Below are 17,859 nucleotides of genomic sequence, written 5' to 3'. Positions count from 1 at the left end.
TAAATTGGATTCCCAAATCGAGTACTGTAGAAATCTAGGCGCTAGAGCTTGACCAGAGCGCTGATTAACCCGCTACTTAATACCTGCAACCAGCGATGTCCAATATTTATACTGTTGAAATTCATCATCAGGGCACCACTCACACCATTCAGGTGCCCGAAGACAAAACCGTCTTGGAAGTCGCCGATGAGCTTCAGTTAGACTTGCCCAGTTCTTGCCATGCGGGGGTCTGCACAACATGTGCGGCTCAGCTTTTAGAGGGAACTGTTGATCAAGCAGAAGGTATGGGAATCAGCCCAGAGCTACAGGAACAAGGCTATGCGTTGCTCTGTGTTTCTCATCCTCGTTCCAATCTAAAAGTTGAAACTGAAAAAGAAGACACGGTTTATAATCTTCAGTTTGGGCAACCTCAAAAATAAGTTTGCTTGTGTTAAAGTTTCTAGCTCTTTACTTTATTGCGCCATGACCACCCATTTCATTACTGCCGAAATTGATTTACAAGAGTCGCCATTGGCACTCCAACGCGAGGTAGAAGCAGAGTTGCAAAAGCGAGGAGAACCACTACGTTGGTCAGTCACAGCGGTTGATTTAGAGCGCCAGAAGGCTGTGGTTGAGGCGATCGTCACTCAATCGACTCAAACTGAAGTGCCGACTCGCTAACAAACTATTTGAAAAGCAAGAGGCAAGAGGTGAGGGGCGAGAGGGAAACTCAAAACTCAAAACTTCTATCCCAACTCCGCACTCTGAACTCCGCACTTCGCACCTGACCCATGAAACGCCCCTACACCGTGATGCTGATTGTGCCCACCGGGATTGGGGCATCGATTGGCGGCTACGCGGGAGATGCATTGCCAGTAGCACGGGCGATCGCTGAGGTGGCAGATTGTCTGATCACCCATCCCAATGTGTTGAACGGGGCACAGCTTTACTGGAATTTGCCCAACGCGCTGTATGTGGAAGGCTATGGGCTAGATCAGTTTGCAGCAGGGGCTTGGGGCTTGCGTCCAGTCCATCACAATCGAGTGGGGCTGATTCTTGATCGCGCGATTGAACCCGATTTGCGAGTCCGCCATTTGCAAGCGGCTGATGCCACTCGCGCCACGTTGGGGCTGAGTTTGACGGATTATGTCGTCACCGATATGCCATTGGGCGTGAATTTGAAGACTGCTGATTCTGGAGCAACCTGGGGCACACTTGACCATCCCGATAGCCTGCTGAGAGCCGCAGAGCAATTGATCACGAAAACCGGAGCCGAGGCGATCGCAGTAGTCGCTCGGTTTCCCGATGATATAGACAGCGATGCGCTGCACAATTATCGCCAAGGTCAGGGCGTAGACCCGCTTGCCGGAGCGGAAGCCGTGATTAGCCACTTGGTCGTTCGCACGTTTCGCATTCCCTGTGCCCATGCGCCTGCCCTGCTGCCTTTGCCGCTCGATCCCACCATTTCTCCTCGCTCTGCCGCCGAAGAGTTAGGGCACACGTTTTTGCCTTGCGTATTGGTGGGGCTGAGTCGGGCACCACAGTTTGTAGTCTCTAACAATGCCGCTGCGGGCGATATTTGGGCAAATCAAGTGGATGCGATCGTCATTCCTGCGACCGCCTGCGGTGGTAGTGCGGTGCTGAGCCTTTGCCAGCAGACTCACACGAAGATTGTGGCAGTGCGCGAGAATCAAACCAGAATGCAAGTTCCGCCCGAAGCGCTGGGCATTGCGGCAATTCAGGTCAATTCTTATCTGGAAGCGTTGGGAGCATTGGTGGCTGATCGGGCAGGCATCAGCTTAGAACTACTCAATCCTGCGAGCCGTGAAATTCCTACAGGAATCGCGTCCTTGAAATGTCTAACATGAAATCCGGCAGGCATAACTTCTCATGCCTGATCTTTGCTTGCGGAAAATACCCGAATGATTTCGCGATCGCCTGAAATGAGAAGACCAACAAGCAAAATGAGCCAGCAAATGGCTGTTTTGCTTGCGGAAAATACTCAAATGAATTCGCGATCGCCTGAAATGAGAAGGCAAATAGACAAAATGAGTAGGCAAATGACCAGTTTGCTGATGGCATCGTTGGTAAAGAGCAGGAGCGATCGCTGATTCTCTTTGTTTGCACTCTTGGTTTTTAGAGTGCCAAGCAGCATCGGAATAGGCGATCTCATGGGCGACTGTTACAGTAGTGGTCAATATCCTTTGGTTCTATAAAATCCATGACCCGCGACGAACTGCTTCAACTGATCGATCGCGCCCAGCAGGAAGGGTGGGAAGCACTCGATTTGGCTGGCAACGGTTTAGAGGAACTGCCGCCCGAAATTGGCAGGTTGACCCAGCTAAAAACCCTCATTTTGGGGAAATGGGACGAGGAAGAAGAGGAGCGGAAAGGCAACCAACTGAGCACGCTGCCAGAGTCGATTGGGCAGTTGACCAACCTGCAATCCCTCGACCTCAGCTTCAATGAGCTGAGCACACTGCCAGAGTTCATCGGGCAGTTGACCAACCTGCAATCCCTCCACCTCAGCTTCAATGAGCTGAGCACACTGCCAGAGTTCATCGGGCAGTTGACCAACCTGCAATCCCTCCACCTCAGCCGCAATGGGCTGAGCACACTGCCAGAGTTCATCGGGCAGTTGACCAACCTGCAATCCCTCCACCTCAGCCGCAATGGGCTGAGCACGCTGCCAGAGTTCATCGGGCAGTTGACCAACCTGCAATCCCTCCACCTCAGCTTCAATAAGCTGAGCACGCTGCCAGAGTTCATCGGGCAGTTGACCAACCTGCAATCCCTCAACCTCAGCAGCAATGGGCTGAGCACACTGCCAGAGTTCATCGGGCAGTTGACCAACCTGCAATCCCTCAACCTCAGCAGCAATGGGCTGAGCACACTGCCAGAGTTCATCGGGCAGTTGACCAACCTGCAATCCCTCGACCTCAGCAGCAATGGGCTGAGCACACTGCCAGAGTTCATCGGGCAGTTGACCAACCTGCAATCCTTCAACCTCAGCAGCAATGAGCTGAGCACACTGCCAGAGTTCATCGGGCAGTTGACCAACCTGCAATCCCTCCACCTCAGCCGCAATAGGCTGAGCACACTGCCACCGGAAATTAGGAATTTGAAAAAATTGAAAGTTCTAAAAATAGGAGATGGCAGTAGTGGATCGAAAGGTAATAAGCTCACTAAATTTAGTATCGAGATAGGAAGCTTAACAAGCCTGATTGAACTAGACCTCAGTAATAATCTGCTAGTTGAAATTTCTTCAGAAATCGGCAAATTGGTTAACTTAAAGCGACTAAGCTTACACAACAACAATTTGCTAATCCTCACATCAGAAATCGCTAACCTTCGCAATTTGACTGAGCTATTTCTTGGCTGCAATAAGCTAGAGGATTTGCCGCGTGAAGTCAGTCAACTGAATTGCTTGGAGAGCCTTTACATTTTCGATAATCAGCTAAGTAAACTACCAGCAGAAATCGGACAGTTGACCAACCTGCAATTCCTCAACCTCAACGACAATGGGCTGAGCATGCTGCCAGAGTCGATCGGTCAATTGACCAACCTGGAATCCCTATACCTCAGCTTCAATTCGCTGAGCACGCTGCCAGAGTCGATCGGTCAATTGACCAACCTGGAATCCCTAGACCTTAGCAACAATTCGCTGAGCACGCTGCCAGAGTCGATTACGCAAATGGCATCGCTCACAATGCTAGATTTGCGGGGCAATCCGATTCCGATTCCCCCCGAAATTTTAGAATCAAAGGGACCGTATAAAGCTCCAGGCGATCTGAAAGCGATTCTCAGCTTCTACTTTCAGGTGCAAGACCCAACTGAGACGGAGCCGCTGTATGAGGCGAAGCTCTTGATTGTGGGGGAAGGCGGAGCCGGAAAAACCTCTCTGGCAAAGAAGCTTGAAGATGAAGACTATGACCTTGACTCTCAAGAAAAGTCTACGGAGGGCATTGAGGTGATTCGCTCGGGGTTCCCGCTTCCCAACGGGCAGGAGTTTCGCGTCAACATCTGGGATTTTGGCGGGCAGGAGATTTATCATGCCACCCATCAGTTCTTTCTCACCAAACGTTCCCTCTATGCCCTGGTTGCCGACGATCGCCAAGAAAACACCGATTTTTATTACTGGCTGAATGTTGTAGAGCTGCTCAGCGACAACAGCCCCGTGATCATCATCAAAAACGAAAAACAAGACCGCCAGTGCCCGATTAACGAGCGCCAACTGCGGGGAGAGTTTAGCAATCTAGAAAAGACGCTGGCAACCAATCTGCAAACCAAGCGCGGCTTAGACGAAATCAAAAATGCGATTCAGTTTTACCTCTCCCGGTTGCCCCACATCGGCACCCCCCTACCCAAAATCTGGGTGCGTGTCCGCTCTGCCCTGGAAAACTACGCGCAGCACTGCAACTACATCAGCGACGAGAAATACTTTGAGCTGTGCCGCCAAAATGGGTTTACTGATCGACCCAATATGCTGCAACTCAGCCACTACCTGCATGATTTAGGGGTCTGTCTCCACTTTCAAGAAGATGACCTGCTAAAGAAAACCATTATCCTCAAACCCGAATGGGGCACCACCGCTGTTTATAAAGTGCTCGACACGAAACAGGTCAAAGACAACTACGGCAGGTTTACCCGCAATGACCTGACCGAAATCTGGAGCGACTCCGAGTATTCTGAGATGTGCGGCGAACTGCTGAAGCTGATGATGCGCTTCAAGCTCTGCTACGAAATTCGCGACCAGCCCAATCATTACATTTCACCGCAACTGCTCAACATTGAGCAGCCCTCTTACGACTGGGATAAACGCGACAATCTGATCTTGCGGTACAAATACGACTTTATGCCCAAGGGCATCCTCACTCGCCTGATTGTGGAAATGCACCAATCCATTGAGCAACAAATCCTGGTCTGGAAAACGGGTGTCGTGTTGAGTAACAACAGAGCCAGAGCCGAAGTCATTGAGGCTTACCACAAAGGCGAAATTACCGTCCGCGTTTCTGGGAACGGCAAAAAAGGCTGGCTCTCCATCATCGACCACGAATTCAACAAAATCCACGCCTCCTACGATCGGCTCAAATACGACAAGCTTGTTCCCTGCAACTGCAACACCTGCAAAGGCAGTCAGGAACCTCATGCATACCCAATGGAAAAGCTTTTGGAGTTTTTAAGCAATCGCGAACAACGCATTCAATGCCAAAAAGGTCGTTACGAAATGGTTGATGTTCGTAAGCTGATTGATGATGCCTTGGACTTTGAAACGGCTGTTGAAGAAGAAAAACGCAAAAGTGGAGATGGTGTCTTCTCTGGCTCTACTATCGGAACAGTTATTTATCAGCCACATCAAAGTGAAATCAAGCAAGGAGATACTACCGTGAATGAGCCGCCAGAAACGTCTTCACCAGAACCAAAGGTTACGTTGCCTTCAGCATTCCGCAATGGCATGTTCTACCTGTTAGTGTTTGAAGTTGTTTTCTTTTTAATCGCTATTGCCGCAGGCTACTTACCGCTGCCTTCGCTCATTGTTGCAGTTATCGCTACTCTCCTGGCGTTTGTCTTAATTGGTGTCTTTCAACTACGCTCAGACGATCGCCTCTCCGAGAAAACTTTTGGGGAACTGGTTACTCTGGTCATTGAGCAATTGCCCGTGTTAGGAGGCTTCTTTAAACAAGTTTCGAAGCTGTTTGGCAAAGGATAAGTCACCACTCATTGCAAAAGCATAAATCCTAAAGCAAGAGTAGAAGGAGCGCGAGATCATGCAACAACTCCAATTTATAAAACCCTATGAAAGCAATTGAAACCACCGCTACTGTCAACGACCAGGGACAACTCCTGCTTGATAAACCCCTTACCCCAACCGAATCTCGTCGTGTGCGAGTCATCGTCCTCATCCCCGAAGACGACGAACTTGACCCTGACGATACCCCCACTGAAGTCGTCCTCGAAGGGATTCGCCAGGGCTGGCATGAGGCGATGACCGGGCAAACCTATCCAATCGCCCAACTTTGGGATGGGATTGATGCCGACTGAGCTACCCATCATTCAGGTTTAATTCACCTCCCGCTTTCAGCGCGATGCCCGTACCCTTGCCAAACGCTATCGCAGCATTCACGATGACATTCAACGGCTGATTGAGCAGCTTAAAGCAGGAGAAATCCCCGGTGATCAAGTTCCTGGGTTGGAATACACAGTTTTCAAAGTCAGAGTCAGAAACAGCAACATTCAGAAAGGTAAAAGCGGCGGATATCGTGTCCTCTACTATCTCAAAACCCCTGACCGCGTTGTGTTTGTGACGATGTACGCCAAGTCAGACCAAACCGATTTCGTTGTCGAAGAAGTTCGAGATATTCTTTCGCAGTATGAACAGCAGTCTCTTGAATCAGAGAACTCAGCAGATTAAGGCTCCAATTGAAATGTCTGAATTCATCAGCAAAGCTTGTTAGTATTTAGCCGTTGCGCTATTTTTTCCTGTGGCAGATCCCTTTTCTGATGATCCTGAATTTGTACCATTGACACGCATCCAAGTGCTGGTTGCCATGGGAATCACGGCGGTCGTGCTGTTGGTAGTGAGTAAACTGTGGGTCAAGTTTGGAGCGGGGCTAATGCTGCCGATCGCTTGGTCTAGCGAACACGCTCTGCTGGGAGTCGGGTTAGGCATTGGCATCACGCTTGCAAGTTCAGTCATCTATGCGCTGTGGTCTGAGTATCGTCAGAGCGCCGACTACTACCTGCAACTGGTCTTAAAGCCGCTGGTGTTTCCTGACATTATCTGGTTGGGCTTGCTGCCTGGACTCAGCGAAGAACTGCTGTTTCGCGGGGTCATGCTGCCGACCTTTGGCTTAGATACCGCAGGCATTCTATTTTCGAGTCTCTGTTTTGGCATGTTGCACCTCAGCAGCTTCAAACAATGGTCTTATGTGGTGTGGGCAACGGCGATCGGGGGAGTGCTGGGAGTCAGTGCCCTTATGACCAATAATTTGCTGGTGCCTATTTTGGCGCATATCACCACCAACTTTATTTCTGGCTGCTTATGGAAATGGCGCGGTTTCAAAGATGATGTCGCATAAAACGATTATCACAAAGACCAGGACACACATGTTTTTTGAATTGCGATCGCTGCTTGATTTCCAAGCTCCGTACTCCAAACTCCGCACTCTCCTTTACTCGATCGCGTCCTCTTCACTTTGGCTTGAGCGCTTGAAGAACTTGCAGATGCCCCGTTTAGAGCCTCGAATGAATTGGCACCATTCCTGCACCAAAGCAGACTCGAACTGCTCTAGTTCATCAGTGGCTTGAGAGATGTTGAGTCCAGAGCTATACAGCACTTTGAGGGCTTGTTTCAGTTCGCGGCGATCGCTGGCAGTGAACCCGGCGCGACGCAAGCCGACTACGTTCAATCCCATAATTGTATTGGGACTGACGCTACGGGTGATGCAAAAGGGCAGCACATCTTTTTGAACTGCGGAACCGCCTGACATCATTGCCAATCTGCCCACGCGGGTAAACTGATGCACTAAGCAATTGCCGCTAATGAAAGCGCGATCGCCCACTTCTACATAACCCGCCAACAGCGCCCCATTTGCCACAATCACATCATTGCCCACCTTGACATTGTGCGCCGCGTGGCTTTGCGCCATGAACAAGCAGCGATCGCCAATTTCCGTTACGGTGCCAGCTTTGGTGCCGCGATGAATCGTCACCCCTTCCCGAATCACGCAGTTTGCGCCAATTCGCACAAAGGATGCTTCATCTTTGAATGCCAAATCTTGCGGCACATCGCCCAGTACCGCACCAGAATGCACCTGACAGCCTGCACCCAAGCTGGTGTAAGGCAAAATCGTGACGTGGGGATTAATTAGGCAGCGATCGCCCACTTTGACGCTGTGACCAATGTAGGTAAAAGCTCCTATCGTTACGTCTTCGCCCACTTCTGCGCCATCTTCAATCACCGCGGTTGGATGTATGATCATCTCGTCCTCATTCCCACGCTGTACACACTGTCCAAAATTTTGGACTGCTTATGGATTATGAAAGGCAAGAGTTTCCCTGTCAAAGCGATCCCGTTTGAAACTGGGTCAGTAACCAAGCTCCGACTTGGGATTGATCGGTTTCCCAACTGCGAGCAATGAGCTTCTTCAAGCTGGAAGAAGCTCATTGCTCGTTGCATTTCACACTTGTTTAGACAGTTTTTCTATCGCTCTGCTTTACCCGCTGTTAGTAACGTCTTCCTTCTTACAGACAGCCTTGATACCATCGGTGTGCAAGCAGGGTTATCATGCCCCATAGCTTTGTTAACTTTTACAATTAGCTCTCACCAAATCACCTTAAAGATTTCCTAATTTAGCTTCCTTTAAAAAGTTCCCAACAGTGGCATCACTTTTCTCTTCAGTAACTCCACTAGAGCTGACTCCATATACTCATACTCATCAGGAATATCTAGGCAGATCACTCGTTTACATTTGAGGTAGGACTGAAATTTTCTTGAGAGTTTGCTTCGATGAGACTTTTCCATCACAAAGATAATATCTGCCCATTGAATTGCTTCGCTACTCAATAGTATTTCTGCTTCTCGATCTAATCCCGCTGAATCTACCTCTAATCCTTCATACCCTGCAAATACTGCTTCAGCAGTAGGACTGCGTAATCGGTTCTTGCTGCAAACAAACAACAATTTCATAAACAACGGTTTAATTGAGTATGACAGGGTCTTGCTGGCAACTTTAGAGAATTTTGTGTTTGACAAGACCAAGCTATCAGCTTTCGGCTGTGTCTTCATCAAGGTTGAACAGACTACCAATAGTTTAGCTCTTGTTTTTGAGCAAGATAGGATCGAATCAGGCGCTAATTCGATCGCTCCCATAGGCGCTGAATTTCTTCTATTACCGATGCATCGGGTAGCGGAACTATTTGAGTCGCCGGCTTTACTTCACTGCCAGGGATATTTTGCCGCCAGGGGCTATTGGGTACGGACTGGAGATCGACGGAAGCATTCACAGGACGAAAGCCATATTGTACAAAGACAGCCTGCTGCTCTGGCTGGGTCAAAAAGTCAAGGAACTGCTTAGCAGCATTGGCTTTGCCGCTATCCACATCGCGTTGAACGATCGCGGCAGTAGAAGTGGTTTCCATCGTGGGGTTCAAGTAGTAAATCTGATACGGCTTGCCCTGAGTAGTTGCCGATTGCTGCCAGCGGTACAGCACATTGCTTTCGTATACCGTTGCTACATCGGCATCATTCTGACCTCTAACGATGAACTCTTGCAGCAATGCATCGCTGGATCGGGGCGGTTGATAGACTGATCGCTTGACTAAACTCACTAAAGATTGAGCATTCGGAGAATTCAACTCGGCTGCCGTCAGCGTTCCACCCAGTTTGGATTGCAGCCATAGGCTGAGGGTGAGTTGCCCACTGTTAGAGCGAGTGGGGTCAGTCATGACAAAATCAAAGCTGCCCCAGTCTTTTTGTCCACCGAGCTTATCCCAAGAGCCGCTTTGCATCGCCTGCTCTAAACGCTCCCAGCGGAAGCTGCCATCGGGAAACAAGGCTTTGCCACGTTCTGCCCAAGCGATCGCTACAAGCATCGTTTTTGCTATGGGGCGAGGCGCTTCCTGAAACGGGTCGCTGTTGTTTTGAGTTTTCCAGCGGGTTTCTAGCTCTTTGAGTAGATCGCCATTGGCAGGAATCAGAACTGTCGGTTTAAAGTCATTCTGGTCGTTCAGATATTTGTTGACCAGTTCCTGCGAACCTTGAAACTTAAGTGTCAGATCAATGTTGGGATGAGCCTGTTTGAATTTGGCTTCCATCGCTTGCAGCGGTTCTTGAAGTTCCGTGCCGCTGACCACCACGATCGCCTGTCTCAACCCAGGAATGGGCGCATAGGCTAAAACCAGGGCGGTCAGAATGATGGCACCTGAGAGCAGCGATCGCCGAGTCAGTTGATCTTTCTTTTTCATTGCTAAAATCCTTGCGTAAGTGCAAAGTAAAAACTCAAAACTCAAAACTCAAAATTGAGAACTCGCCCCTCATCACTTGCCATTCGTTATTAGCCCGATGTGTTCTTGGAAAAAGCTGAATTCGTTGCTCAGCGATCGCAGTTCTTCAGCTTGATCTGCGTCGGTCAAGTTAGCGGTACGGATTTGGTTTTGCATTCCTTGCAGTACTCCAGCCGAGTCAAGAATCAGGGTAGAGAGGCTCACCACTTGGGCTTGACGAGCATCTTCTCCTTGGCGTGCCATTTGGATATTGTGGCGCAGGCTGTAAGCGAGGCGGTTGAGTTGGTCACGGGCAACACCCGCACTAGTCGGAATGCGAGTCGTCACTTCTGCTAGTTGTTGCTCTAAGTCGTCTACGGCTAAAAGGGAATCAGCCCCATGCATTCGCCGAGTTAGCTGATCAATTTTGGCAGGAAGTTCCACGGCGCGATCGCAAGCAGACTGCACCATCACCAAGAGATCCATCTGATTCGCTTCACTTAACAAACGGCTTGCCTCTTGCCGCAAACTGTTTGCCTTGGCTGCCAAATTGGTCGCTTGCAACCGAGCCGATTTCAATTCCTGATCTAACGCTGGATTTTCTAAAATGGGCGTTGGCTCAGAGGCTTTTTGCACCATCGCACCGCCCGTTGCGATCGCCGCTGCCATCGGCAACATCACCCATGACGGCAGATTTGCCAACCGCACTCCGGCAACCAACACTACGGCACCCGTCAAAACAGCCAAGGGATAGAATAAAGGATTTGCCAGTTTCATATCAAGGGAAAGATGAGGGGCAAGGGGCGTTCGGTGTTTAGAATTCGGTGCTCAGAGTTCGGTGTTCAGAGTTCGGTGCTTTAAATTTTGTACTTAGCACCTCGTACTCCGCACCTTTAAAACTCCACCTGTAAATCTGCCATCAGCTTGGCGATCGTTTCTGGTTCGCCTTTAGAGTAATAGCCACCATTTAAATCAGCAATCTTTTTCAAAGCGTTGGGGTCAAATTCCCCTTCGTTGCCATAGCCAACTGTGAATAAGGCGATGCGTTGATCACTGTTGAAGCCACTTTTTTGCAGTTCGGCGTTGAGTCCATCCAAATTGATCGAAGAGCCGGTATCTTCGCCATCGGTCAACACCAACACAGCGTTGATGGCATCTTTGCGAAGATTTTGCTGGAGCCAGTTGCGACCCGAAAGCGTGGCATCATACAGACGGGTGCTGCCATCAGCATTGAGGCTGCTGATAAACTGGATGCCGCGATCGCGTCCTTCTGGAGTGCCATCTGCCATCACAGGCGCACGCACCTCGGAATCAAAGTCAATCAGCGCAATTTTATCTTTCGGTCCCAAGCTGTTGACGTAGGTTTGCAGCGTGCTTTGGACGGCTGGAAGCTTATTACCAGTCATAGAACCAGAGGAATCAACCACTACCACCACCAGCGAAGGTTTCTTAGCAGTAAGCTGCCACGATTTCAGCATGGCATTGACTACTTCTGGTTTAGGCGGACGGTAAGAGTCGTACCGCGCTTGAGGATTTACCCCAAACTCGGCAGTAAATTTGGGGCTGAGAGCAACTCCGGGTTTTCCAGGTCGTAACCCTAAACTGGTGACAATTTCTTGAGCTTCTGGTGTTTGCAAATAGGTAATCACCTTCTCTGCGGCTGCTTTTTCATCCGCGCTAACCCAGGGAGCTTTGGGCAAAATCACCCGCATATTAGAGGAGAAAGTAGACTTTGGATAAATCGCTTGATAGCGCTGTTGTCCTGGTTGCAGCGTGGAGTTAGCTTCAATTACGGAAGATTCGTAGACCGAGCCAACCGATGCCCAAAACGCGCCATTTTTCACCATCGCCTTTGCAAGGGAATTGGTAGACGTACCGTAGCGAGTGACTTTGCTTTGAATCTGCTGCACTTGAGGCTGGTAGCGGGTGACATCCTCGACTGTCAGTTGTTCTGGGCGCTTGCCAGAAACGGAAGCAAACTGCGAGACGAGGGTTTGCAACCCAGAGTTGGAGCGGGTGGGAGCCGTTTGGACATAGTGAATCGCGATCGCTGGACTCGCGGGATCAATATCTTTATGGGTTTTGGCAGTTCCCAACACCTTAAACGGGTTATCTACCTTTTGCAGACCTGGGGCGACATCCGCTTGCGCCATCAGCACTATCGGACTGTTGGCAATCAGCGGTGAATCGGTAATGTCAGGAATATACTTTTGCCCCGGAAACAGTTGATTCATTTGATAAATCAACTGGCTTTGATAGATTTCACCATCCACAGAAACCAAGACAGGAAAATCTGGCGAATCTGCTGGAAGAGTCCCCGATTTAAACTGCTGCGCCTTAGAAGCCACATCGGTGACCACATCGCCGCTACCTTCTGCTTTGCAAGACAGAAAAAACTCCTTGCCATCATCCAGTTTGGGGCGCTGCTGGTTGAATTTTTCGGCAGTCTGATTACAAACCTCTGACAGGGCGCTACCCACCAAAAACTTAACTTCAAATCCGGGATATTGAGTTTGAGCGGATGGATTGTTGGTTTTCTGGCTGCAACTACTCAGCAGCAACAGCCCAACGAGGGGAATAATGCATCGATTGTACGATCGCCAACTTAGGTTCATAGGTGCAATGCAGGTTAGGAGACGGTGCGGAATTGACATCAACCTTTGTCTTCTTAGTATCACAATTATCAGGAGTTGCTGATAATTTGCGATCGCAGTTGATAAAGCTAACTTCATGAACGCGATCGACCATTTCGGAGAATTAGACAACCACATCCCACCCAGTATGATGAGCTAGACGACTTGCGAAAATTGCCCCATGCCCCCCTGGAAATCTAAAAACAGCGATCGCCTTTATGCCAAGCTTACGCCCTACCTGTTTTTGCTACCTGCCCTGATAGTGTTGAGCCTGACGGTTTTCTACCCTGCCCTACAAGCCTTCTTCCTCAGCTTTACTCGCTATGAATATGACCTGACTCAGCCGCCCCTGTGGATTGGCTTTAAGAACTTTCAGCGCCTTTGGATTGACCCCGTTTTTTGGCAAACCTTCCGCAATACCTTTTTGTACTTAATCTGTGTTGTGCCAATTTTGGTCACCGTTCCGCTGGCACTGGCAATTTTAGTCAATCAAAAGCTGCGCGGTATTCAGTGGTTTCGGGCGGCATTCTATGTGCCCGTGGTCATTTCCATGGTGGTTGCAGGCATCGCCTGGAAGTGGCTCTATGCAGATAATGGATTGCTCAATCAGTTGTTGAGGATGTTTGCTGTTCCAGCCGTGCCCTGGCTCACCAGTCCGGCTTTGGCAATTTTCAGCGTTATGGCAGTGACGGTGTGGAAAGGACTGGGCTACTACATGGTGATTTACCTGGCAGGATTACAGGCGATTCCCCAAGATTTATACGAAGCCGCTGCGATCGATGGTTCCGATGGCATCAAAAAACATTGGGATATCACTGTGCCGCTGATGCGCCCCTATTTGTTGTTGGTAGCCGTGATTTCTGCCATATCCGCCACCAAAACCTTTGAAGAACTCTACATCATGACCCAGGGTGGACCGCGCAATAGCTCCAAAACGCTAGTCTATTACCTGTATGAGCAAGCCTTTCAAAATCTGGAAATGAGCTATGCCTGTACGATCGGATTAGTGATGTTTTTAATCATCTTGAGCTTATCCATTCTGCGATTGAGCCTAGAGCGTTTGACTGAGAAAGCAGAATCAATTTGAGTTTACGGAGCATTGCTCCAGATTAATTCCCACTGATCAATTGCTCGATCGCCTCAATACGGGTTGGCAATGCAGCCGTCAGTACCTCCGTTCCGGTGGCTGTGATCAACACGTCATCCTCAATTCGAATGCCGCGCACATCAGAGAACTCTGCTAAGCGATCCCAGTTGACGACATCGCCGTACTTTTCTCGTCGGGCGCGATCGTTCAAAATTGCGGGCACCTGATAGAAACCGGGTTCAATCGTCACCAGCATTCCCGTCTGCAACGGTCGGTTGAGTCGCAAATAGCCCAAGCCAAAGCGATCGCTCCGCTGTCTGCCTGGGGCATAACCTGCCAGGTCGCCAAAATCTTCCATGTCATGTACATCTAACCCCAACAGATGCCCAATCCCGTGAGGAAAAAATAGCGCGTGAGCATCCATTTCCACTAAATCTGTAGGATTGCCGCGCAGAATGCCTAGATCGACTAATCCTTCAGCAATCATCCTAGCGGCGGTCAGGTGAATCTCTTGGTATTCAACGCCTGGTTTTATCGTGGCAATGCAGAGGTCATGCGCCAGTAGCACAATGTCATAAATGGCGCGTTGGGTGGGTGAAAATTTGCCCGATACTGCCCATGTGCGGGTAATATCCGCCGCCCAACCAGAAGTCGTCTCCGTCCCCGCATCCACCAGCAGCAGATCCCCCAGTTGCAATTCATGGTGATACTGATTGTTGTGCAGCACTTCCCCATGAACCGTGACAATGCTGGTATAAGCGGTGGTCATGTTGTTTGCCATCATCACCTGTTCGATCGCCGCTCTCACTTCAGCTTCCGTTTTAGCAGTGCGGGTAGCTGCCATTCCTGCTTGCTGCGCCTGAATGCTCACATCAGCAGCATGACGAAGTTCCGCGATCGCCGCCGCATCGTGAGTCATTCGCAAAGTCGCGATCGCGTGGATTAGCGCTAAATCATTGCCTTTGGCTCCGTCAGCGGAAGCGATCGCCCGATTTAATACTTGAGATTGCCAGTGGCAACTCGCCGAATCTTGCACCAGCACAGTGGCGCAGTCCTTTACCATTGCTTGCAACTGAGCTAACGGATAAGCAGCATCTGCACCGATTTGTTGAGCGATCGCGTTTCGTGTGGGCAACTCTCCATGCCACAGCGCACTCGCTGCACTCGCATCATCCATAAACAGCGTTAGTTTGCCCTGCTCTAAACAAATCGCGGCATTCTCCAAAGGCAATCCCGCAAAATAAAGAAAATGGCTGCTTGCCCGAAATGGATAGGTATTCGCTGGAAAGTTGCGCGCACTGCTGCGCCCCGACCATAAAGCGATCGGAAAATCGACTAATCGCGCCAGCTTTTCTCGTCTTACTTTGAGCGCTTCAGCAAGGGTGATTGGGTGCAGAGTTCGCATGATTGCAGCAGACACAGAGGGTGCCTATCATCGTAAGGTTTAATGCGCGTGTTCGCCTTTGACCAGCACACCATTCAAAAAGATCTCTGCCAGGGCTTCTGCTAGGTCTTGCATCTCGGCGGCGGCAGCGGCAGGAGACATCACTGTGCTCTGGCTAAATCCAGCGACCGCAAACATTCCTAAAAATACTCGCGCCACCATTTTGGGATTCATCGGGCGATACACGCCTTGATCCATAGCGGTTTGAAAAAACGCTTCAGCAACATCAGTCATTTTTTCGATCACTTCAGTTTGAATGCGATCGCGCAAATCGGGATGAAACTGTGCCTCTAGGAAGCAAACCTTGAGCATATCGGCATTTTCGCTCAGGTGCAGCATTCGCCGCCGCATGACCTGTGCCACTGCTTTATAGCTGCCCATGCCGCTCAGTTCCGTCAATAAATCGGTCAAAATATCAATCCAGCCTTGGGTCGCCACCTCAATCAAAATGGCTTTTTTGTTGCTGAAGTGGCGAAACAATGTGCCCTCTGCCACACCTGCCGCTTCTGCCAAATCTTTTGTGGTAGTTCCATCGTAGCCCTGTCGAGCAAACAGTTTTAGTGCCGACTTGAGGATACGAGTGCGGGGTTCAGATTCCGAAGTGGGGGCTTGATAGGATTGCATAAGTGTTTTAGGCATTGCCCATGAACAAGGTGCTGTAGCACTATCTTGTAATATAGACGGCTTGTAGCGATCGTTGCGCTATGGATCATTACAGAATCCTCTCAAATAGAAGAGAGAGGGTAAATGGGTGGATAAGAATTGACAATCTGCCTCACAAGCGTTTTGAATGGCCTTCGCCATGCCGCCTCATCGTTATTGAAATTCATGGTCTCTCGTTTGAAAATTGCTGTAAGTTGTCAGAATTTCCGTATGGCAAGGAACAAACTCTTCTATCGTTCATTCAGTATTGTTTGTCTAGTCGAATAGAGGATTATCAAAATCTCAGTGATTTTGCTCATAAAAAACTTGAGTGTTCTGGGCAATATGGCATTGTCAGGTAAAGAAAACCGACCTTCCGATCACCAACATCCTGAACACGATCATCGACGTTGCTACTAGACTGTAAAAGCTCACAATTAAATTCAGTTTGTCCAGTAATCATTGGCTGAACCTGTGTAGCTACCACCGGGAAAATAACCCACTAAAAGTGAGGAAAACATGTATGGAACGCGCTCACTACGAACCTGAATCGCTTCAAGCCACTCGTTTTATGTGGATTGCTTCTGAAATTTCAGCGAAACCCAAGGCAATTCAATCACCGGTGAAAACACCGTTTGCGCCGTTGAAGCCCCTTCGTCAATGGCTAGATGGAATTGAGATTTGCGATCGCGATACTGCCCACGTCTTATGCTCAGTGATCCCCGCTCAATGTCCGTTTGAGCGCACCATTAAATTCTTTGGTCGCCCCGTTTTGCATATTCCACCCCTGTGCAAGCTCAACCCGTTTTATGATCAAGTGGTTGGGTTGCGTTTCCGCTCCCTGTGCTATTTGGCTGATGAATGCGGCGAAGATATTTCTCCCTATTGCTAGAGTTTGAGTGGGTCTTACTCAAATCCGGTGCAGTTTGACTTCCCTAATCAAGCGGCTTCACGAACCTGCTGCCGAAGAGGAATTTGAATTATAAACTCCGCTCCCTTGCCGGGAGACGAAAAGCAATTTAGCTTCCCTCCATGTTTTTCGGTGATGATTTGATAGCTGATTGTCATGCCCATGCCCGTACCTTTACCGACAGGTTTTGTCGTAAAAAATGGGTTAAATACTTGTTTTTTATGCCTTCGGGAATCCCAGATCCATTGTCGGCGATCGCGATTTTGACCCACTGCGAAGCCACAGAAGTCCGAATTGTGATGCGACCAGGATTATCTTTACACTCTTGATAGGTTCGCTTGGCATTCACTTCGTTAAGCGCGTCGATCGCATTTGCCAAAATATTCATGAATACCTGATTCAGTTGTCCGGCGAAGCATTCCACTAGTGGCAAAGTGCCATAGTCTTTAATCACTTCAATTTCTGGGCTTTCTGGTTTAGCTTTTAGGCGATGTTGCAAAATCAGTAGCGTACTATCAAGACCTTCATGGATGTTGATCGCTTTGAAGTCAGCTTCATCCATGCGGGAGAAGTTACGCAGCGACAACACAATCTGACGAATGCGATCGGTGCCAATTTGCATCGAGCTAAGAAGTTTGGGCAAATCCTCTTGCAAAAATTCCAGGTCAATTTCTTCTGCTTCCTGGGCAATTTCAGTAGGTGGGTTGGGATAGTGCTTTTGGTATAGCTGCACGTAGTCCAGGAGATTGTGAGCGTAGTCCTGAACGTGCGTTAAGTTGCCGTAAATAAAGTTAACTGGATTGTTAATTTCATGGGCGATCCCCGCTACTAGCTGCCCCAAACTGGACATTTTTTCACTTTGCACAATTTGAACCTGAGATTGATGCAGCTTTTCCAAAAGCTCTTGCAGTTGGCTGTTTTTGTTGCCTAGTTCTTGAGTTCGTTGTTCTACCCTGCTTTCCAAAGTTTGGCTATAGTCTGCAAGTTGCTGGTTAGCAATCTGCTGCTGCCCTACTAGCTGTTTCACCGAATCAATTAGTTGATTAAAGGAACTGGCAAGTGAACCGATTTCGTCGTTACTGCTGACGGGGGCTTGCAGGTCAAAATTTGACTCTTTGGTAGAGCGTTGGGCAATTTGAGTCAATGCCTGGATGGGGCGAGCGATCGCACGACTGGTTAA

17 protein-coding genes and 1 pseudogene are annotated in these 17,859 nt (G+C 49.3%); 9 read left to right on the top strand and 9 right to left on the bottom strand.

Features of this window, described 5'->3' with window-relative positions:
- The first annotated feature begins 95 nt into the window (after positions 1–95).
- From JOY44_RS13855 to JOY44_RS13845, 3 genes are all read left to right on the top strand, one after another.
- On the top strand, positions 96–419 hold the full coding sequence (locus JOY44_RS13855) for a 2Fe-2S iron-sulfur cluster-binding protein (RefSeq protein ID WP_171574283.1): 324 nt from the start codon (positions 96–98) through the stop codon (positions 417–419).
- A 43-nt stretch (positions 420–462) separates the two neighbouring features.
- Positions 463–660 carry a hypothetical protein gene (locus JOY44_RS13850; protein WP_171574282.1) on the top strand — a complete coding sequence of 66 codons (198 nt, stop codon included), beginning with the start codon at positions 463–465 and terminating at the stop codon, positions 658–660.
- Between the two features lie 110 nt (positions 661–770).
- A complete protein-coding gene (locus JOY44_RS13845; RefSeq protein WP_171574281.1) occupies positions 771–1,847 on the top strand; it encodes a DUF3326 domain-containing protein in 1,077 nt (358 codons plus the stop codon).
- A 134-nt stretch (positions 1,848–1,981) separates the two neighbouring features.
- On the opposite strand, the gene JOY44_RS13840 is transcribed toward JOY44_RS13845, so the two are convergent.
- Positions 1,982–2,152, bottom strand: a complete 171-nt coding sequence (locus JOY44_RS13840; protein WP_203032027.1) for a hypothetical protein — start codon at positions 2,150–2,152, stop codon at positions 1,982–1,984.
- A 48-nt stretch (positions 2,153–2,200) separates the two neighbouring features.
- Between JOY44_RS13840 and JOY44_RS13835 the strand changes: the two genes are divergently transcribed.
- From JOY44_RS13835 to JOY44_RS13820, 4 genes are all read left to right on the top strand, one after another.
- Positions 2,201–5,689, top strand: coding sequence for a COR domain-containing protein (locus JOY44_RS13835; RefSeq protein ID WP_171574279.1), 3,489 nt, complete (start codon positions 2,201–2,203; stop codon positions 5,687–5,689).
- An 86-nt stretch (positions 5,690–5,775) separates the two neighbouring features.
- Positions 5,776–6,021, top strand: a complete 246-nt coding sequence (locus tag JOY44_RS13830) for a hypothetical protein (RefSeq protein ID WP_171574278.1) — start codon at positions 5,776–5,778, stop codon at positions 6,019–6,021.
- A 76-nt stretch (positions 6,022–6,097) separates the two neighbouring features.
- Positions 6,098–6,391 (top strand): type II toxin-antitoxin system RelE/ParE family toxin, encoded by a 294-nt coding sequence (locus JOY44_RS13825; RefSeq protein WP_242541830.1) that lies wholly within the window; start codon positions 6,098–6,100, stop codon positions 6,389–6,391.
- Between the two features lie 70 nt (positions 6,392–6,461).
- Positions 6,462–7,058 carry a CPBP family intramembrane glutamic endopeptidase gene (locus tag JOY44_RS13820; protein ID WP_197985326.1) on the top strand — a complete coding sequence of 199 codons (597 nt, stop codon included), beginning with the start codon at positions 6,462–6,464 and terminating at the stop codon, positions 7,056–7,058.
- Positions 7,059–7,151: 93 nt separating this feature from the next.
- Here the strand turns inward: JOY44_RS13820 and lpxA are convergent, their stop codons facing one another.
- The 5 genes from lpxA to JOY44_RS13795 form a co-directional block, all read right to left on the bottom strand.
- Positions 7,152–7,961 carry an acyl-ACP--UDP-N-acetylglucosamine O-acyltransferase gene (gene lpxA / locus JOY44_RS13815; protein ID WP_171574277.1) on the bottom strand — a complete coding sequence of 270 codons (810 nt, stop codon included), beginning with the start codon at positions 7,959–7,961 and terminating at the stop codon, positions 7,152–7,154.
- Between the two features lie 380 nt (positions 7,962–8,341).
- Positions 8,342–8,851 (bottom strand): low molecular weight protein tyrosine phosphatase family protein, encoded by a 510-nt coding sequence (locus JOY44_RS13810; RefSeq protein WP_197985324.1) that lies wholly within the window; start codon positions 8,849–8,851, stop codon positions 8,342–8,344.
- On the bottom strand, positions 8,833–9,945 hold the full coding sequence (locus tag JOY44_RS13805; protein WP_171574276.1) for an extracellular solute-binding protein: 1,113 nt from the start codon (positions 9,943–9,945) through the stop codon (positions 8,833–8,835). The genes JOY44_RS13810 and JOY44_RS13805 overlap by 19 nt, the downstream gene beginning before the upstream one ends.
- A gap of 72 nt (positions 9,946–10,017) precedes the next feature.
- Positions 10,018–10,740 carry a hypothetical protein gene (locus tag JOY44_RS13800; protein WP_171574275.1) on the bottom strand — a complete coding sequence of 241 codons (723 nt, stop codon included), beginning with the start codon at positions 10,738–10,740 and terminating at the stop codon, positions 10,018–10,020.
- A 116-nt stretch (positions 10,741–10,856) separates the two neighbouring features.
- The gene (locus JOY44_RS13795; protein ID WP_171574274.1) at positions 10,857–12,578 is read right to left on the bottom strand and encodes an extracellular solute-binding protein; all 1,722 of its coding nucleotides are present in this window, start codon (positions 12,576–12,578) and stop codon (positions 10,857–10,859) included.
- A gap of 199 nt (positions 12,579–12,777) precedes the next feature.
- Between JOY44_RS13795 and JOY44_RS13790 the strand changes: the two genes are divergently transcribed.
- Positions 12,778–13,683, top strand: coding sequence for a carbohydrate ABC transporter permease (locus tag JOY44_RS13790; RefSeq protein ID WP_171574272.1), 906 nt, complete (start codon positions 12,778–12,780; stop codon positions 13,681–13,683).
- Between the two features lie 22 nt (positions 13,684–13,705).
- Here JOY44_RS13790 and JOY44_RS13785 read toward each other — a convergent pair whose 3' ends face one another.
- Positions 13,706–15,103: an aminopeptidase P family protein gene (locus tag JOY44_RS13785; RefSeq protein WP_197985322.1), complete on the bottom strand. Its 1,398-nt coding sequence runs from the start codon at positions 15,101–15,103 to the stop codon at positions 13,706–13,708.
- 24 nt (positions 15,104–15,127) lie between these two features.
- Positions 15,128–15,766 carry a TetR/AcrR family transcriptional regulator gene (locus JOY44_RS13780; RefSeq protein ID WP_197985320.1) on the bottom strand — a complete coding sequence of 213 codons (639 nt, stop codon included), beginning with the start codon at positions 15,764–15,766 and terminating at the stop codon, positions 15,128–15,130.
- Positions 15,767–16,292: 526 nt separating this feature from the next.
- Between JOY44_RS13780 and JOY44_RS13775 the strand changes: the two genes are divergently transcribed.
- Positions 16,293–16,661 (top strand): Mo-dependent nitrogenase C-terminal domain-containing protein, encoded by a 369-nt coding sequence (locus JOY44_RS13775; RefSeq protein WP_171574271.1) that lies wholly within the window; start codon positions 16,293–16,295, stop codon positions 16,659–16,661.
- A 47-nt stretch (positions 16,662–16,708) separates the two neighbouring features.
- Here the strand turns inward: JOY44_RS13775 and JOY44_RS32165 are convergent.
- Positions 16,709–17,823 (bottom strand): annotated as a pseudogene (locus JOY44_RS32165) (ATP-binding protein).
- Positions 17,824–17,859 lie beyond the last annotated feature (36 nt).

Origin of the sequence: Leptolyngbya sp. Cla-17, from assembly GCF_016807185.1 — a bacterium.
Lineage (GTDB): Bacteria > Cyanobacteriota > Cyanobacteriia > Leptolyngbyales > Leptolyngbyaceae > ULC077BIN1.
This window is presented reverse-complemented; position numbering and strand designations above follow the sequence as displayed.

Excerpts from the sequence above, each read along its gene's own strand:
- JOY44_RS13855 (WP_171574283.1), top strand. The coding sequence starts at position 96 with ATGTCCAATATTTATACTGTTGAAATTCATCATCAGGGCACCACTCAC.
- JOY44_RS13850 (WP_171574282.1), top strand. The coding sequence starts at position 463 with ATGACCACCCATTTCATTACTGCCGAAATTGATTTACAAGAGTCGCCA.
- JOY44_RS13845 (WP_171574281.1), top strand. The coding sequence starts at position 771 with ATGAAACGCCCCTACACCGTGATGCTGATTGTGCCCACCGGGATTGGG.
- JOY44_RS13840 (WP_203032027.1), bottom strand. The coding sequence starts at position 2,152 with ATGAGATCGCCTATTCCGATGCTGCTTGGCACTCTAAAAACCAAGAGT.
- JOY44_RS13835 (WP_171574279.1), top strand. The coding sequence starts at position 2,201 with ATGACCCGCGACGAACTGCTTCAACTGATCGATCGCGCCCAGCAGGAA.
- JOY44_RS13830 (WP_171574278.1), top strand. The coding sequence starts at position 5,776 with ATGAAAGCAATTGAAACCACCGCTACTGTCAACGACCAGGGACAACTC.
- lpxA (WP_171574277.1), bottom strand. The coding sequence starts at position 7,961 with ATGATCATACATCCAACCGCGGTGATTGAAGATGGCGCAGAAGTGGGC.
- JOY44_RS13810 (WP_197985324.1), bottom strand. The coding sequence starts at position 8,851 with ATGGGAGCGATCGAATTAGCGCCTGATTCGATCCTATCTTGCTCAAAA.
- JOY44_RS13805 (WP_171574276.1), bottom strand. The coding sequence starts at position 9,945 with ATGAAAAAGAAAGATCAACTGACTCGGCGATCGCTGCTCTCAGGTGCC.
- JOY44_RS13800 (WP_171574275.1), bottom strand. The coding sequence starts at position 10,740 with ATGAAACTGGCAAATCCTTTATTCTATCCCTTGGCTGTTTTGACGGGT.
- JOY44_RS13795 (WP_171574274.1), bottom strand. The coding sequence starts at position 12,578 with ATGAACCTAAGTTGGCGATCGTACAATCGATGCATTATTCCCCTCGTT.
- JOY44_RS13790 (WP_171574272.1), top strand. The coding sequence starts at position 12,778 with ATGCCCCCCTGGAAATCTAAAAACAGCGATCGCCTTTATGCCAAGCTT.
- JOY44_RS13780 (WP_197985320.1), bottom strand. The coding sequence starts at position 15,766 with ATGCCTAAAACACTTATGCAATCCTATCAAGCCCCCACTTCGGAATCT.
- JOY44_RS13775 (WP_171574271.1), top strand. The coding sequence starts at position 16,293 with ATGGAACGCGCTCACTACGAACCTGAATCGCTTCAAGCCACTCGTTTT.